This window comes from uncultured Clostridium sp., from assembly GCF_934754925.1.
GTDB lineage: Bacteria > Bacillota > Clostridia > Clostridiales > Clostridiaceae > Clostridium.
In genome coordinates this window covers 13,547-31,490 of sequence record NZ_CAKVJA010000007.1, presented here as the reverse complement: position 1 = coordinate 31,490, position 17,944 = coordinate 13,547, and the positions used below count along the sequence as shown (strand labels likewise).

At 29.4% G+C, this 17,944-nt stretch carries 13 protein-coding genes; 4 read left to right on the top strand and 9 right to left on the bottom strand.

Annotation, left to right across the window (positions count from 1 at the left end):
* The first annotated feature begins 143 nt into the window (after window positions 1-143).
* Window positions 144-395 carry a hypothetical protein gene (locus Q0G30_RS04355; protein ID WP_294387019.1) on the top strand — a complete coding sequence of 84 codons (252 nt, stop codon included), beginning with the start codon at window positions 144-146 and terminating at the stop codon, window positions 393-395.
* A gap of 90 nt (window positions 396-485) precedes the next feature.
* Here the strand turns inward: Q0G30_RS04355 and fliB are convergent, their stop codons facing one another.
* The 9 genes from fliB to Q0G30_RS04310 all read right to left on the bottom strand — a co-directional run bounded on the left by fliB (window position 486) and on the right by Q0G30_RS04310 (window position 13,045).
* Window positions 486-1,634 carry a flagellin lysine-N-methylase gene (gene fliB, locus Q0G30_RS04350; protein WP_294387013.1) on the bottom strand — a complete coding sequence of 383 codons (1,149 nt, stop codon included), beginning with the start codon at window positions 1,632-1,634 and terminating at the stop codon, window positions 486-488.
* 326 nt (window positions 1,635-1,960) lie between these two features.
* The gene (purD, locus tag Q0G30_RS04345) at window positions 1,961-3,205 is read right to left on the bottom strand and encodes a phosphoribosylamine--glycine ligase (protein ID WP_294387010.1); all 1,245 of its coding nucleotides are present in this window, start codon (window positions 3,203-3,205) and stop codon (window positions 1,961-1,963) included.
* Window positions 3,206-3,299: 94 nt separating this feature from the next.
* The gene (gene purH / locus Q0G30_RS04340) at window positions 3,300-4,805 is read right to left on the bottom strand and encodes a bifunctional phosphoribosylaminoimidazolecarboxamide formyltransferase/IMP cyclohydrolase (RefSeq protein ID WP_294387007.1); all 1,506 of its coding nucleotides are present in this window, start codon (window positions 4,803-4,805) and stop codon (window positions 3,300-3,302) included.
* A 13-nt stretch (window positions 4,806-4,818) separates the two neighbouring features.
* Window positions 4,819-5,421 carry a phosphoribosylglycinamide formyltransferase gene (gene purN, locus Q0G30_RS04335; RefSeq protein ID WP_195467028.1) on the bottom strand — a complete coding sequence of 201 codons (603 nt, stop codon included), beginning with the start codon at window positions 5,419-5,421 and terminating at the stop codon, window positions 4,819-4,821.
* Entirely contained in the window at window positions 5,409-6,410 is a 1,002-nt protein-coding gene (purM, locus tag Q0G30_RS04330; RefSeq protein WP_294387004.1) for a phosphoribosylformylglycinamidine cyclo-ligase, read from the bottom strand. The genes purN and purM overlap by 13 nt, the downstream gene beginning before the upstream one ends.
* Before the next feature lie 18 nt (window positions 6,411-6,428).
* Complete coding sequence (gene purF / locus Q0G30_RS04325) at window positions 6,429-7,850, bottom strand: amidophosphoribosyltransferase (RefSeq protein ID WP_195467030.1); 1,422 nt, start codon at window positions 7,848-7,850, stop codon at window positions 6,429-6,431.
* A 163-nt stretch (window positions 7,851-8,013) separates the two neighbouring features.
* Complete coding sequence (purC, locus tag Q0G30_RS04320; RefSeq protein ID WP_294387002.1) at window positions 8,014-8,718, bottom strand: phosphoribosylaminoimidazolesuccinocarboxamide synthase; 705 nt, start codon at window positions 8,716-8,718, stop codon at window positions 8,014-8,016.
* Window positions 8,718-9,197 (bottom strand): 5-(carboxyamino)imidazole ribonucleotide mutase, encoded by a 480-nt coding sequence (purE, locus tag Q0G30_RS04315; RefSeq protein ID WP_294386999.1) that lies wholly within the window; start codon window positions 9,195-9,197, stop codon window positions 8,718-8,720. Before purE ends, purC begins: the two co-directional genes overlap by 1 nt.
* Window positions 9,198-9,298: 101 nt before the next feature.
* Entirely contained in the window at window positions 9,299-13,045 is a 3,747-nt protein-coding gene (locus tag Q0G30_RS04310) for a phosphoribosylformylglycinamidine synthase (protein ID WP_294386996.1), read from the bottom strand.
* A 298-nt stretch (window positions 13,046-13,343) separates the two neighbouring features.
* Here Q0G30_RS04310 and Q0G30_RS04305 point away from each other — a divergent pair, with 298 nt between their 5' ends.
* The 3 genes from Q0G30_RS04305 to Q0G30_RS04295 all read left to right on the top strand — a co-directional run bounded on the left by Q0G30_RS04305 (window position 13,344) and on the right by Q0G30_RS04295 (window position 17,829).
* Window positions 13,344-13,985, top strand: coding sequence for an undecaprenyl diphosphate synthase family protein (locus tag Q0G30_RS04305; protein ID WP_294386992.1), 642 nt, complete (start codon window positions 13,344-13,346; stop codon window positions 13,983-13,985).
* 26 nt (window positions 13,986-14,011) lie between these two features.
* Window positions 14,012-15,496, top strand: a complete 1,485-nt coding sequence (gene crtI / locus Q0G30_RS04300; protein WP_294386990.1) for a phytoene desaturase family protein — start codon at window positions 14,012-14,014, stop codon at window positions 15,494-15,496.
* A gap of 155 nt (window positions 15,497-15,651) precedes the next feature.
* Window positions 15,652-17,829 carry a UvrD-helicase domain-containing protein gene (locus Q0G30_RS04295; RefSeq protein WP_294386987.1) on the top strand — a complete coding sequence of 726 codons (2,178 nt, stop codon included), beginning with the start codon at window positions 15,652-15,654 and terminating at the stop codon, window positions 17,827-17,829.
* The last annotated feature ends 115 nt before the right edge of the window (window positions 17,830-17,944 follow it).

The window sequence follows — 17,944 nt, the reverse complement described above, 5'->3', positions numbered from 1 at the left end:
AGTATGAAATCTAATGATAGGAGATGAGATACATGTCAAAAAATTGTTGTAATATACAATCAGATTGTTGTAATAATAACCGCTATAATCCCTGTAATAACTCTGGTAATACCTTATCGCCTTTTGGTGGCTCCTGGTTTTACATGCTAGCAATATTATTATTGTTTGCTGGTGGTGGCTTTGGACCTAGTAGCTTTTGGGGAGACTATAATAAGATATTTAGTTGCAGTGGATTTAATAATGCTTGGTGCAATAGTATTGGAACTAACAACAACTTTAGTACTGGAAACTTTAGTAGTAATAATCTTTCTAACAGTAACCTTGCCGGCCTTATTGGTGGTCTTTCTGGCAATAGTAGTTCTAACATTAATAACATCACTGATTCCTACAATTAATATACTGCAAAAAAAGCTATTGGGATTAATTTTCCTAATAGCTTTCTACCTTTTTATTATAAATATAAAACTGATATGAAATTACAATTGTTAATATAAACTTATGAAGCATATGTATCCAATTTCTAAAATTTCACTACCAAAGCCTTCACTTATGAAATCCATGACAGCTTCTGAATTATTACCAATAACTCTTGAAAATACAACTATATAATCCTTTATATCTTGAATATCTAATCTTTGACTTTCACTAATACAATATTTTAAGAAAAGTGCATATCTAATTAATAAATATTCTAATATAATTATCTCAAAAGAAAGTGTAATTTCTTCGATATTATTACTATTACAATTTGCTAAAATTTTAGATACTATACAATTTTCAAGTAAATGGTTATGCTCTTCAAATACCTTTTTATACTCATCCCATTGTTCACAAAGATACTCTATGTCTATTTCTTCTGCAAAATTTGAAATATCACCTAAAATAGCTTCTAATCCAGAAACATCTCTATAATTTTCTACAATATCTATAAATAAATTATTAATTTCTTCTATAGACTCATATATATTTAAATCTATTTTATTATACATATTTTGAAGCTCTTTTAAGTATTCTCTATTTTTATATTCCTTAATTTCTGCTAATAATTTTCTCTGATTAATATGTATATTTTCTAAAATAGTTAATAGCATTTGAAAACTAATTACTAATTTATAATCTAATGAAAATTCATCTTGCTTAATTATATTCACTAAAGTTTCTCTAATTTTAAACTCTAATGATGAATCTAAATAATTATTTTCCTCTTCAGGTATCATATCTATTTTTTCGCTAATATTGCTTATAATTTCTATAACCTCTGGACATGCACACGATAAAGAAAATTCAGTTCTATCTTTAAATTCATTTTTTATTCTAGGAAATGTATGACATGTTAAGGATATATATTCTTCACCATGATTCTTTACTATTTCACATAAACCATTTTCATCTAATAATGGACATATGTCATGAGTATCTTTATTTATAAAATATTCTTTCTTATTTTTAGACTCTTTTATTTTTAAATTTTTTAAAATATAACCAAATTTAATTTCTTCATTTTTCCACTTATTTAAAGTATTATCATCTACATTTATATCCCAACCTTCGCAGCATGTAAATTTACATTTATCTGCACTGCACTTAAAGCTGTCATAGCCTGTAATTTTTGATATATTTATTTTTTTATTCATTTTTGTCTCCAATTCACATTTATTTAAATCTATACTTTCTATAAAAATTAGAATTCTAAGAAAGATAGCTAATAAAATATCCTTCTCACTAGCTATCTTAACTTACTTATAAGTATAAGTATATAATTATTTAAATTCATTTTCATGTTTCCTAAAAAAATTATAATATTCACGTATATTTTTTAATTCAGTCCATCTATTTATATCAATTAGATTTTCATATAAGACGTATATTCTTACCCTCTCTTATAGAAAGCTCTAATGAAAGCAAAATAAAAAGCAACCCAAACATTTATATTAAGGTTGCCTTACTATTTTTATATTTATTATCTACCTATGTCTCTTCTAAAATACTTTCCTTCAAAATTGACCATCTCAGTCATCCTATAAGCCTCTTCCCTAGCCTCTTCAACAGTTCTACCTCTACCAACAACAGATAAAACTCTTCCTCCACTAGTTCTAAAAACTCCATTTACTAATTGAGCTCCAGCTAAGAACACCTTATCCTTAATACTTTCATCAATAGTTATTTCAAACCCCTTTTCAAAAGTTCCTGGATACCCATTAGAAGCTAAAACTACATTAACACAAGCTCCATCATACCACTTAACTTCAACTTCATCTAATCTACTATCTAAAGCTGCTTCAACTAAATCAAGTAAATCACTTTCCATTAAAGTTAATACAGATTGAGTTTCAGGGTCACCCATTCTTACATTGTATTCTAATAAATAAGTTCCCTTTTTAGTTATCATTAAACCAAAGAAAATAATTCCCTTAAAATCAAACCCTTCTTCTTGGATTCCTTTTAAAGTGTTAGCAACTATGTTTTCTTCAAAATCCTTCATTACTTCTTCAGTAACAAACGGATTTGGTGCTAAAACTCCCATGCCTCCAGTATTTGGCCCCTTATTACCATCAAAGATTTGTTTATGGTCTTTTCCTGAAATAAAAGGTATTAAAGTCTTACCATCAGTAATTGAAAGGATTGAAGCTTCTACACCTTCAAGGAATTCTTCAATAACAACCTTTTGTCCTGCCCCCTTGAAGATATCAGAAATCATAAAATCATCAATTGTATTCATAGCCTCTTCCTTAGTTGCTGCAATTACAACACCTTTACCAGCAGCTAATCCATCTGCTTTAATAACTATTGGATATTCACAGTTTTCTAAATAAGCTTTAGCTTCATCACATTCTGTGAAAGTTCCATATTGAGCTGTTTTAACTCCATATTTCTTCATAAAATCCTTTGAAAAAGCTTTACTTCCTTCTAATTGAGCACCAGCAGCATCTGGTCCAAAACATCTAAGTCCTGCTACTTTAAATTTATCTGTTATTCCCTTTGTTAATGGATCTTCTGGTCCAACAAAAGTTAAATCTATATTATTTTCCTTTGCAAATACTACTAATTCATCTATATCAGTTATATTAACATTTTCACATTTATTTTCAATTGCAGTTCCACCATTACCAGCCGCCACAAATATCTTACTTACTTTTTCACTCTTAGCTAACTTCCAAGCAATAGCATGTTCTCTTCCACCAGAACCAACTAATAATATTTTCATAATATTAACCTCTCTTATAACAACAAATTACTTCCAATTAATGTATGGACCCCGGAGCCACTTCCATATATTGTATTTACCACTGTGGTAACTTCTAGTGCTTAAAATGTCTTATTCCTGTAAACACCATAGCAATTCCATGTTCATTACAAGCATCAATTGATTCTTGGTCTCTCATTGAACCACCTGGTTGAATTATTGCTTTAATTCCATATTTAGAGCATTCATCAACTATATCTCTAAATGGGAAGAAAGCATCTGAAGCTAGTATAGTTGCTCCTTCACCTCTTCTTAAAGCATCCATTGTTGGCCAAATTCTATTAACTTGTCCTCCACCAATTCCTACAGCAACACCATCTTTAACTGTAACTATAGCATTTGATTTAACATATTTAACAACCTTCATACCAAATACTAAATCTCTCATTTCAGCTTCAGTTGGAGCTTTTTCTGTAACAACTTTTAATTCATCTAAAAGTTTAGTATCTTCTTCTTGAACTAAAATTCCTCCATCAACAGTTACCATGAATTTCTTATCACATGGCTTAACGTTACATTTAATAACTCTTAGGTTTTTCTTAGTTCTTAAAACTTCTAAAGCATCTTCATCAAAATCTGGAGCTGCAACTACTTCTAAGAATATTTTAACCATTTCTTCAGCAGTAGCTTTATCAATCTTCTTATTGATAGCAACTATTCCACCAAATATTGAAGTTGGATCTACATCGTGTGCTTTAGTGTAAGCTTCTACTGCAGTATCACCTATTGCAACACCACATGGAGTGTTATGCTTTAATGCACAGCAAGCTGTTTCTTCAAATTCATTGGCAACTTTCCATGCGATATCTAAATCCTTGATATTGTTGTAAGAAAGTTCTTTACCATTTAATATTTCAAAGTCATTCATACCACCATCAAATTCATTTGAAACATAGTATGCAGCACTTTGATGTGGGTTTTCACCATATCTTAAGCTTTGCTTCTTCTTATATGAAATTGAAAGATATTCTGGATATTCTTCTTCATCATTTAACATAAAGTTAGAAATTGCTGCGTCATAAGCACTCATTAAATTAAATACTTTACCAGCTAATTTCTTTCTTAACTTGTAGCTGACATCTCCAGTTTCATTAATTTCATTCATTACTAATTCATAATCCTTAACATCTGAAATAACAACAACATCTTGGAAGTTCTTAGCTGCTGCTCTTAGCATTGTAGGACCACCAATATCTATAAATTCAACTTTTTCTTCAAAGCTTAAATCTTCTCTTACTTTTTCAAAGAAAGGATATAAATTAACTATAACCATATCTATAGTTTCAATATTTCTTTCTTTTATAGTTTTCATATGCTCTTCATTGTCTCTTATAGCAAGTATTCCTGCATGAATAATTGGGTGAAGAGTTTTAACTCTTCCATCTAGCATTTCTGGGAAATTTGTAACTTCATTAACTTCTGTTACTGCAACTCCATTTTCCCTTAAGTGTTTATACGTACCTCCAGTTGAAATAACCTCAACTCCGTTTTCTGCTAAAAACTTTGAAAAATCTAAAATTCCAGTCTTATCAAATACGCTAATTAATGCTCTTTTAATCATGTAAAAATCCTCCCTATTTTAAAATATTTACTCTGCCGTCTATAATCTCAATTTTACCTCTACTTATTAAATCAATAGCTTTAGGTAATAATTTATGCTCTTCCACTAGTACTCTCTTTTGTATATCTTCTGCCCTATCATCAAAATATACTGGAACTGCTTCTTGAAGTATTATTGCCCCACCATCTACTTCTTCATTAACAAAATGAACTGTACATCCAGTAAACTTAACACCTGAAGCTCTTACTGCATTATGTACATGCATCCCATACATTTTATCTCCACAAAAACTTGGTATAAGTGAAGGATGAATGTTTATTATTCTATCTTTAAATTCTTTTAATATTTCCCCATCTAATATTGAAAGATAACCAGCTAAAACTATTAAATCAACCTTACCTTTAGTTAATTCTAATATCTTATTAGAAGCTTCATTTCCATATTCCTTTTTAGAAACAACATATGATGGAATTCCAGCATTTTTAGCTCTTTCTAAACCATAAATGCCTTCTTTACTTCCAATAACCATTTCAACTTTAAAAGTTTCTTCTCCATAATCTAAAATTGATTGGAGGTTTGAACCTCCACCAGATACAAGTACTGCTACTTTAAGCAAACTCCTTCACCTCCAGCTGTTACAACACCAATTTCATAAGCTTTTTCACCTAATTCATGAAGTTCTTTTATAACAGCATTAACATCTTTTTCATCAACACATAACACAAAACCAATTCCCATATTAAATGTGTTATACATATGATCTCTATTTACACCTTTGTTAATCATATCTTCAAAGATTGCTGGTAATGGATAACTATCTTTATTTATTTCTGCAGTTAATTCTGAGCCATTAAACATTCTTGGGACATTTTCAATAAATCCTCCACCTGTTATATGAGACATACCCTTAATATCAAATTTTTCAATTAAGCTTAATATTGGTTTAACGTATATCTTAGTTGGAGTAATTAATGTTTTCCAAACTTCTTCTCCATTAAATTTTTCATTTAAATCTGTATATAATTTTCTAACTAAAGAGAATCCATTTGAATGTACCCCTGAAGAAGTAATACCAATTAGCTTATCGCCTGGCTTAATATTTTTTCCGTTTATTATTTTATCTTTATCAACGATACCTACTGCAAATCCTGCAATATCATATTCTCCTTCTTTATAAAAACCTGGCATTTCAGCAGTTTCTCCACCAACTAAAGCACAATCTGACATAACACAACCATCTGAAACACCTTTAACTAAATCAGCAGCAACTTCTGCTTCAAGCTTTCCACAAGCTATATAATCTAAGAAAAATAATGGCTTTGCTCCATGACATAAAATATCATTTACACACATAGCTACACAGTCAATACCCACTGTATCATATTTCTTAGTTTTAAATGCTAATTCAAGCTTAGTTCCAACCCCATCCGTACCTGAAACTAAAACAGGTTTTTTATAACCTTCTGGTAATTCAACCATTCCAGCAAAACTTCCTAAGCCATTTAAAACATATTCACTCATTGTTCTTTGTGCATATTCTTTTATAAGCTTTACTGACTTATAACCCTCTTCTATATTAACTCCAGCATCTTTGTAAGTTATCATTATAAATTCCTACCTTTCTTAGTTATGATTTTGGTTTTCGATTGGTGTTGCAACAGGATATACTCCATTGAAGCATCCTACACAATAACCTTGATTTGCATTAAAGCATTTGTACATACCATTCATAGTTAAATATCCTAAAGAATCACAACCAATTATTTCTCTTATTTCTTCTAATGAGTGATTAGCCCCAATAAGCTCTTTTCTATAAGGAGTATCAATTCCAAAGTAACATGGATATTGAACTACTGGTGATGCAACTAAGAAATGAACCTCTTTTGCTCCAGCCCTTCTTAAAGATTCAACTAAATGTTTTGAAGTAGTTCCTCTTACTATTGAATCATCTATAAGAATAACTCTCTTACCTTTTATATTTACTTTTAAAGGATTTAACTTAACAGCAACTGCTCTTTCCCTAACTTCTTGAGATGGAGTAATAAATGTTCTACCTACATATCTATTTTTTACAAATCCTGTATCATAAGGTATTCCTGAAGCCTTAGCATATCCTATTGCTGCTGGTATACCTGAATCTGGTACTGCAACAACTACATCTGCATCAATTGGATTTTCTTTATATAATTGTTCTCCAGCTCTTACTCTTGATTCATGAACATCTAATCCATCTATAATAGAATCAGGTCTTGCAAAATAAATATATTCAAAGGCACAAGTTTGACATTGAGTATTTTCAGAATATCTATATGAATTAATTCCATTTTCATCAATTACTACAATTTCTCCTGGCTCAATATCCCTAACTAATTCTGCACCAATTGCATCTAAAGCACAGCTTTCAGAAGTTAAAATATATCCTTCCTCAATTTTTCCTAAAGAAAGAGGCCTTATTCCATGTGGATCTCTTACACCAATAAGCTTGTTTTCAGTTAATATAACCATTGCAAATGATCCTCTAACAGCTTGAATTGCATCTAATACTGCTCTTTCAACACCTTTTTTAGCTCCTCTTGCAATTAAGTTAGCAATTACTTCTGAATCAATTGATGTATGGAATATATGTCCTCCATCCTCTAATAACTCTCTAATAACATCTGCATTAACTAATGTTCCATTGTGTGCCATAGCTATTGGTCCTAACTTTGTTTGGCTTAATAATGGTTGGGCATTTTCGATTCTAGTATCACCACTTGTTGAATATCTAACATGTCCAATAGCAGCAAATCCCTTTAAACTATTTATATCTTCTTGAGAAAATGCTTCTGTAATAAGTCCCATTCCCTTTTTAATATTTATATCTTCACCATTAGCAACAGCTATACCTGCACTTTCTTGTCCTCTATGTTGAAGTGCATATAAACCATAGTAAGTCAGCGATGAAACATCTAGTGGCTTGTTTGAATACACACCAAACACTCCACATTCATCTTTAAATTTATCATTACTTGGATCCATTATTATATTATCTAACTTTGGATTCATACTCCTACCCCCAATTAATTAGTTTTTGAGTGACAAGTTATAAGTTACAAGTTTCAAGTTAATGAATAAATTCAGTTAATACTGAATGTAAAATATATATTTTTAGAAACTACACAAGGAGTTTCATCCTCAACTTGTCACTTGCCACTTGTCACTATCTAAACTATTCTTGTATTCTCTTTAATATCTCAACATAAGCATCCTTAACATTACCAAGATCTCTTCTAAATCTATCCTTATCTAACTTTTCTCCAGTTGTTGCATCCCAGAATCTGCAAGTATCTGGTGAAATTTCATCAGCTAAAACTATATCTCCATTATATCTACCAAACTCTAATTTAAAGTCTATTAATCTTATGTTAGATTTTAAGAACATATCCTTTAAAATATCATTAATTTTTGCTGTTAAAGAATAAATCTTTTCTAATTCATCAAAAGTTGTTGCTCCAATACCAACTGCATGGTAGTCATTTATTAATGGATCTCCTAAAGAATCATCTTTATATGATAACTCAAATACTGTTGTTTTAAGTTCAGTTCCTTCTTCTAATCCTAATCTCTTAGCCATAGAACCAGCTGCAACATTTCTTACTATTACTTCTAAAGGAACTATTTCAACCTTTTTACATAATTGTTCTCTATCACTTAACTTTTTAATAAAGTGAGTTGGTACTCCTTTACTATTTAACATCTCAAATAACATTGAAGTAATTGCATTATTTAAAACACCCTTATCTTCTATTTGCCCCTTCTTTTCTCCGTTAAAAGCAGTTGCATCATCTTTGTAATAAACTATTACTTCATCAGCCTTATTTGTAGCATATATTTTCTTTGCCTTACCTTCGTACATCATCTCTAATTTTTCCATTATAAATCCACTCCTTCACCATTTTCAGCTATAAACTTTTCTTTCATTTCTTTTCTATATTGAACTAATTTAGCTTTTAATTCCTTATCTCCAACAGCTAACATTTGTACAGCAAGCATTCCAGCATTATAGGAATTATTTATTCCAACTGTTGCAACCGGAATAGATTTCGGCATTTGAACTATTGAAAATAATGCATCTAATCCTTCAATTGCTCCTTTACAAGGAACTCCTATAACTGGCATTGTTGTTTGTGAAGCTATTACTCCTGGTAAGTGTGCTGCAAGACCTGCACCTGCAATTACAACTTCACATCCTTGTGCTTCACATTCTCTTAGAGTTTCTTCTAACTTTTCTGGAACTCTATGAGCTGATAAAACAAATGCTTTATACTCAATACCAAATTCCTTTAAGCAGTTAGCTGCTCCTCTCATTATTTCTGTATCTGACTTAGAGCCAAAAAATATTGCTACTTTCATTTTAATTCTCCCTACACTTTAAATTTTATTTCATTATTTATTCAAGAAACTCCCTAAGGAGTTTCCACCTTAACTTGCCACTTATCACTTGAAACTTGAAACTATTTAAAGTATCTAACCCCTGATTCGAAAATCTTTTGATCAAAGTTTCCTGGTACATTTTTATAAAGATTATCTCCTATTCTTTCAGAGTGTCCCATCTTACCAAGAACTCTACCATCAGGGCTTGTTATACCTTCTATTCCTAACATTGATCCATTTGGATTAAATGGCATGTCTAATGCTATATTTCCCTTATTATCAACATATTGAGTTGCTACTTGTCCATTTTCAACTAATTGCTTTAATAGTTTTTCTGGAGCAACGAATCTTCCTTCTCCATGTGAAATTGCCACATTGTGTATATCACCTAATTTAACTCCACTAAACCATGGCGATTTATTAGAAACAACCTTAGTTTGAATTATTGAACTCATATGTCTATTAATTTCGTTATAAGTTAATGTAGCCATATCTTCTTCAATATCAACTATTTCACCATAAGGGACTAATCCTAATTTAATTAGCGCTTGGAATCCATTGCAAATACCTAATACTAATCCATCTCTATTCTTTAATAAATCCATAACAGCATCTTTAATTCTTTCATTTCTAAATACTGTTGAAATAAATTTACCTGATCCGTCCGGTTCATCTCCTGCAGAGAATCCTCCTGGTAACATTATTATTTGGCTTTCTCTAATTTGCTTTTCTAAATTTTCAATTGATTGTACAAAAGCGCTATTAGAATAATTTCTAAATACTAGAGTTTCTGTTTTAGCTCCAGCATTTCTAAATGCTCTTTCACAATCATATTCACAGTTTGTTCCTGGAAATACTGGAATTATTACTTTTGGTTTAGCAACCTTTATAATAGGTGACTTAGTATTTGCCTTATTATATAAAACTTCTTTTACAGTTTCATTTTTATCATCAGTTTTTATTTTGAATACTTTAGATAACTTTTCTTCGTAAGTTTCTTCTAAAACATCTAATTTTAAATCTAAATCATATTCTTCTGAAATTATTGCTTCATCTTTAACTGTGTACCCTATTGCTTTGTAAGCGCATCCTTTAAATTCTTCATCTATATTCACATTTGATTTAACTTCTAAAACTAAACTTCCGTAGTTTAATCCAAAAAGTTCTTCTTTAGTTAGATTAGAGAATTTAACCCCAATTTTATTTCCAAAAGCCATTTTAGAAAGTACTTCTGAAACTCCACCAAATTTAACTGATGATGCAGATATTACTTTTCCTTCTAAAATAAGCTCATGTAACTTCTCTAAATTCTTTTTATATCCTTCTACCTTTAATGTATAATCTTCATTTCTTTCAGCCATTAAGTATACTAATTTTGAGCCTACTTCTTTAAACTCTGCTGAAATTATATTTTTTGCTTTTTCAACTCCAACTGCAAAGGCTACTAATGTTGGAGGCACATCTATCTCTCCAAAGCTTCCAGACATTGAGTCCTTTCCACCAATTGCAGGTATTCCTAAATCTATCTGAGCTTGGTATGCTCCAAGTAATGCTGCAAATGGTTTTCCCCATCTTTCCGGAACATTTCCTAATTTTTCAAAATATTCTTGAAGAGTTAATCTTGCTTTTCTATAGTCTCCACCAACTGCTGCTAACTTTGTTACTGCTTCAATTATTGAGTAATATGCCATATGGTATGGACTCCACATTCCTAAATCTGGATTAAATCCATAACTCATTATTGTTGCTTCTTTACTTTCACCATTTAATACCGGAATCTTAGCAACCATGGCTTCTTGTTCAGTTGTTGCATACTTACCACCATATGGCATAAGGACTGTTCCGCTTCCTATAGTTGAGTCAAATCTTTCAACTAGTCCCTTTTGTGAAGCCACATTTAATTTCTTTAAGTTATTTATCCATTCTTCTTTAACATTTATATCTGCAACTACAAAAGGATATTCACCTGGTAATTTAACTTCTACATTTGTTGTTTGTCTTGCACCATTTGTATCTAAGAAACTTCTCTTTAAGTTAACTATTTCTTTTCCTCTCCAATACATTCTTAGATGCTCACTATCAGTAACTTCTGCAACAACTACCGCTTCTAAATTTTCTTCCTTAGATAATTCTATAAATCTATCTACATTTTCCTTATTTACTACTACAGCCATTCTTTCTTGTGATTCAGAAATTGCAATTTCAGTTCCATCTAAGCCTTCATATTTTTTAGGAACTTTATCTAAATTAATATCTAATCCCCTAGTTAATTCTCCAATTGCAACTGAAACCCCACCAGCTCCAAAGTCATTACATCTTTTTATCATCTTTGCAATTTCAGCATTTCTAAATAATCTTTGAATTTTTCTTTCTGTTGGTGCATTCCCTTTTTGAACTTCTGCTCCACATTCATTTATTGAATCTTCAGTATGTTCTTTTGATGAACCTGTAGCTCCACCAACACCATCTCTACCAGTTCTTCCTCCAAGAAGAATTACTATATCACCGGCTTTTGGCTCTTCTCTTACTACATTTTCCCTTGGCGCTGCTGCTATAACTGCACCAACTTCCATTCTCTTAGCAAGATAGTTTGGATGATAAATTTCTGAAACTTGTCCAGTTGCTAAACCAATTTGATTACCATATGAGCTATAACCATGTGCTGCTCCTAAAGTAATAGTCCTTTGTGGTAATTTACCTTTAATTGTATCTTCAACTGGTACTGTTGGATCTGCTGCACCAGTAACTCTCATAGCTTGATATACATATGTTCTACCTGAAAGTGGATCTCTTATAGCTCCTCCTAAGCAAGTTGCTGCTCCACCAAAAGGTTCTATTTCAGTTGGGTGATTATGCGTTTCATTTTTAAACATCACTAAGTATTCTTCATTACCCTTATCTGTTTCTATGTTAACTTTTATTGAACAAGCATTTATTTCTTCAGAAATATCTAGATCATCTAGAATCCCTCTCTTTCTCATTTCTTTCATAGTAATAACTGCTATATCCATTAATGTTTCATCTCTATCTGTTTCTCCATAGATAAACTCTCTTGATTTTAAATATGACTCATATGATTTTTGTGCTGCATTATTTAATTTACCTATTTCAAATGTTACATCTTCAATTGCTGTGCTAAATGTTGTATGTCTACAGTGATCTGACCAATAAGTGTCAATAACTTTTATTTCTGTAATTGTCGGTACCTTTTCTTCACTCTTAAAATAATCTCTTATCATTAATAGATCTTCCAAACTCATTGCTAGTCCTAATTCCTTATGGAATTCTTCTATTTGATTTCTATCTTTACTAACAAAATCATAAAGTACTTCTACATCGTTAGGCTCTGATAATTCTGAAGAAAGTTCAATATTATCTATTGCTACTTCCCTAGAATCTACTGGATTTATATAATATTTTTTTATTTTTTCTATATCTTCTTTACTTAAATCACCTTTTAAAATTATTACTTTAGCTGATTTTACTTCTACTCTTTCCTCAGCGCCTAATAATCCAATACATTCAGATGCTGAATCAGCTCTTTGATCATACTGTCCTGGTAAAAACTCAACTGCAAACGCAATTTCACTTTTATCAATTGGAAGAGTTCCTTCATATAAATTATCTACTGTCTTTTCAGCAAATATTGTGTATAAAGATTTTTTATAGTACTCTTCTTTCATTTCACCTAATATATATTTATTAACTACTCTTACATCTTTAAGAGTATCTATTCTTAAATTACTTTTGAAATCTTCCATAAGACTTTTTGCTTCAACATTAAAACCATTTTTCTTTTCTACAAAAATACATTTAAATCCTAACATTATATACCTCCATATACACATTTAAAACACGAACATTTTTGTCTTTTTTATATTTATTCTTCGTATTACTTAAATATTACCAATTTATTTTATTAATGTCAACTTTATTGTTTTTTTATAATACAATTTTCGTCATATAAGCGAATTTTATTATGTTTTATCTAAATTTAATTCGTACTATTTCTTTTTTATTAAATTTATATACTTAATAAAAAAATTTTATTGTATTAACAATACAATAATTAGAAATACTATAAAAGGTTAATTAGATTAAAAATATATTTTAAGGAGTGGTTTTATGAGACTTCCTAAACATATTGGAATTATTCCTGATGGTAATAGACGTTGGGCTGAAAATAATGGCCTCTCTAAGGAAAAGGGATATAATATTGGTATTAATCCAGGCCTTTTACTATTTAAAATATGCCAAAAACTAGGCATCGAAGAAATAACTTATTATGGTTTTACTACTGATAATACAAAAAGACCTGCAAAGCAAAAAGATGCATTTACTAAAGCTTGTATAGATGCTGTAAAATTACTCTCTCATGAAGATGCCGAATTATTAGTTGTAGGTAATATAGAATCTCCTTGCTTTCCCCCTGAATTAATGCAATTTACCAAAAGAAAGGTTTTTGGTAAAGGCGGATTAAAAGTGAACTTTTTGGTTAATTATGGTTGGGAGTGGGATTTAAATCTCTCTAGACAGACATATCATAAAAGAAATAATTTTGATTTAGTCTTACACTCAAAAGATATTTCAAGAATAGACTTAATTATTCGTTGGGGTGGAAGAAGAAGATTGAGTGGTTTTTTACCAATACAATCTGTTTATTCAGATTTTTATGTAGTAGATGATTATTGGCCTGATTTTAAACCTCAACATATATATGATGCATTAGATTGGTACGCAACACAAGATGTTACATTAGGAGGATAAATCATTAATTTAAGAAGGTGATTAAAATGAAGAAAGCAATTGTTATAGGAGGCGGTATAGGAGGACTATCCATAGCCGCTAGATTATTACATAATGGTTTTAAGGTAGATTTATATGAAAAAAATAAATTCTTAGGTGGTAAAATTAATTGTCTAAAGTATTCTAATTTTAAATTTGATTTAACAGCCTCTTTGTTAATGATGCCTAACGATTACATAGAGATTTTTAATTATTGTAACAAAAATTATAAGGACTATTTTTCTATTGTCCCCCTTAATACTTTGTATAAAGTATTTTATTATGATGATACAAATTATAGTTTTAAAACTGACTTACCTTCACTTTGTAAAACTATAAATTCTATAACAAACAATGATTTAGATGATTCATACTCTTACTTTAATTTTTTATCTATTAATTACAAAAGATATCTATTAGCAGAAAAATACTTTCTTAATAAACCATTTATTCAAAGTAAAAGCCTTTTTAATCCTTTAACTTTGAATAAAGCATATAGTTTGCACTCTTTAAGTTCTTGCTATAAAGATTGTAAAAAATATATATCTTGTGAAAAATTAATAAACTATATTCTATTTCAATCTATGTATGTAGGTATATCTCCTTTTGACTCAAGATGTATTTATAACTTAATTCCATCATCTACACAATATAATGGCCTATACTATATAAGGGGAGGTATATATTCCTATATTGAAGCACTAAGAAAATTAATTTTAGATTTAGGTGGTAAAATTCATACTTCTTCAAATGTAGATGAAATTATATTAAATAATAATAGAGCATCAGGAATTAAAATTAAAAACAAATGTATTTATTCTGATTTAGTAGTTTGTTCAAGTGATTACTGTTACACTATTAATAATTTAATAAAAAATAAATCCTTTAAAACTCTATCAGAAGATATAACTAATTTTGAGCATTCTTGCTCAACCTTTATTCTCTATTTAGGGTTAAATAAAAAATATCCTTCTCTTGATGTACATAATATTTTTATTAATAAGAATTTTAAAAAGAATCTAGAAGCTCCTTTTAAAGGGAAGTTATCATTAGATCCATCACTTTATATTTATTGTCCTAGTTCTATTGACACTTCACTTTGTCCTATAGGTTGCGAAACAATAAATATTATGTTAAGAGTACCTAATCTACTTTATAAAAATATATCTTGGTCTAATAATGATATATTTAAACTAGAAAATCAACTACTAGATATAGTTTCAAAAATACCTGGACTAGAAGATATTTCTTCTCATATTGTATTTAAACATCATCTAACTCCTATAGACCTAAAAAACATATTCAATACCTATGCTGGTTCAGCTTTTGGAATAGGTCATAACTTAAGTCAGAGTTTAATTTTTAGGCCTCAATGTGTTTTATCTGATATTAAAGATTTATATTTTACGGGAGCTTCTGTACATCCTGGGAATGGAATTTCAATGGTATTAAAAAGTTCAAAAATCTGTGCAGATATTATTAATAATAAATGAAAAAAGCCGCAAGATAATACTTGCGACAAAATCCTACGTAACCTAAAAGGTCATTAATATTTTAACCCATTAATGATCTTTTATTCTTCCATACTTGACACATTGAATTATAAACATTAAAATTTAATGACCGTATTTATAAGGAGAAGGATAAAATGCTAATTGGAAAAGACCTATGTGATGAAAAAGTATATTTAAAAAATACACTAGAAAAAATAAATGACCTTTTAAAAAGTTATGGTGCTTCTAGTGATGAACAAGATAAAGAAATAATCAAGCATAGAAAATTTCTTTGGGATAATAGAAATGAGCTTGATGAAATTGAAATTAACGAAAACTGTGGACAAGTGGCCTTAAATGAACAACTTCATTCAAAAAAGATTTCAAGAATTAGAACCTTGGAAAAACAACTATCTAATCCCTACTTTGCAAGATTAGATTTTAAGGAAGATGGAGAAGATGCTGAAAGCTTTTATATAGGATTATCAACAGTTGAGGATGAAGATAATTTTGATATTTTTGTATTTGATTGGCGTTCCCCTGTTGCTAACATGTTTTATGACTTTGAAGTGGGTCCTGCATACTACGATGCTCCTGTTAGAAGAATTCAAGGTGAAATTGAATTTACAAGACAATACAATATAAAAAATGGTGAAATTGTATTTATGCATAATTCTAATGAAAGTTTATGTGATGAAGCTTTAACTTCTATGTTAAGTGGGAATGCTACAGATAAAATGAAAAACATAGTTGCTTCTATTCAAAAGGAACAAAATGATATTATTAGAAGTGATGATAGTAAAGTATTATTTATACAAGGAGCTGCTGGTTCTGGTAAAACTTCTATAGCACTACATAGATCAGCTTATCTTTTATACAAACATAGAAAAAATTTAAGTGCAGAAAATATTTTAATATTTAGTCCAAATGAAGTCTTTGCAGAGTATATATCTGATGTATTACCTGAACTTGGTGAAAGTAATATTCGTCAAACTACTTTTGAACTTTATTCAAAAAGATTTTTACCTACAAACTATTTATATGAAAGTAAAAATGATCATTTAGATTATATTTACTCTAATATAATAGATTTAAATGAATTTAAGAAAAGAACTAAAGCTATGGAATATAAAAATACCCTACAATTTATGGATGTATTAAATAGCTTCACTTTAGATATTCCAAGACTTATAACTAACGTTAAACCAATAGTAATTGAAGGTTCTCAAATAGTTAGTAAAAAATCAGTTGAAAATACATTCTTTGAAAGATTTAAAGATATTCCATTCTTAAATAGAATTGATGTTATTAAGCAAAGTTTATTTTCACAAGTTGAAAATAAGTATTTATCATCAAAAGATAATTCACATTTTGATTATGTAGAAGATAAAAAAACATTCTATGATTATTGTAAAAACCAAGTAGACATTCAAGTTGATTCTATGGTAGATACATTAGATAATGTTGCTATATACAAATTACTTTGGGATAATATAGAAAAATATACCGATTTAGATTTAACTGATATAAAAGAAATTACATTATCTTCTTTAAATAATAATGAAGTTAAATATGAAGACATTACTCCAATAATTTATATTAGAGCTGCCTTAGAAGGTTTCAGAACCTATGGAAACATGAAACACCTTCTTGTAGATGAATGTCAAGATTATAGCCCTTTATTCTATGAAATAGTTAAAAAGTCATTTCCAAATGCATCTTTAACTATTATGGGTGATTTAAATCAAAGAATTGATAAACATTCAAATGTGAAAAGCAGAGATGCTATTACTAATGTTTTTAATGATATTAAAACTGTAGTCTTAACTAAAAGCTATCGTTCAACTGCAAATATAACTAACTTTACAAAAGATATTCTCGATACTCATGAACCTATTGAAGCTGTTGATAGAATTGGAGAGAATCCTACTATTTATTTAGTAAATAATAACTTAAATGAACGAATTTCTGAAAAAATTATAGAAATGCAAAATAAGTGCTACAAATCAATAGCTATTATTTGTAAAAATAAAGAAAACTGCGAAAAACTTTATTCTTCATTAAAATCAATTGGTACTGATGTAAATTTAATAGTAAGTGATAAATGTGAATTTAAGATTGGTATTAATATAATATCATCTTATATTGCAAAAGGATTAGAGTTTGATGGTGTAATTTTAGCTGATGGCGAAAATTATTTATCTAATGAAGATAAACATTTATTCTATACAGCTTGTACAAGAGCCTTACACGAATTGCATATATTCACTAATACTTCACTTGAAGAAATACTACCAAAAGATTCATCTTATTATTCTATTATTAAGTACTAGAATAATGTTTCACACCACATTAAAGCGAAAAATGAAATATTTATTTTCTGGAACAGTGAAAATAAGCAGTAGAATTTAATTGCTTTTGGAAGAAAAAGTCCGTTAATAAGCTAAG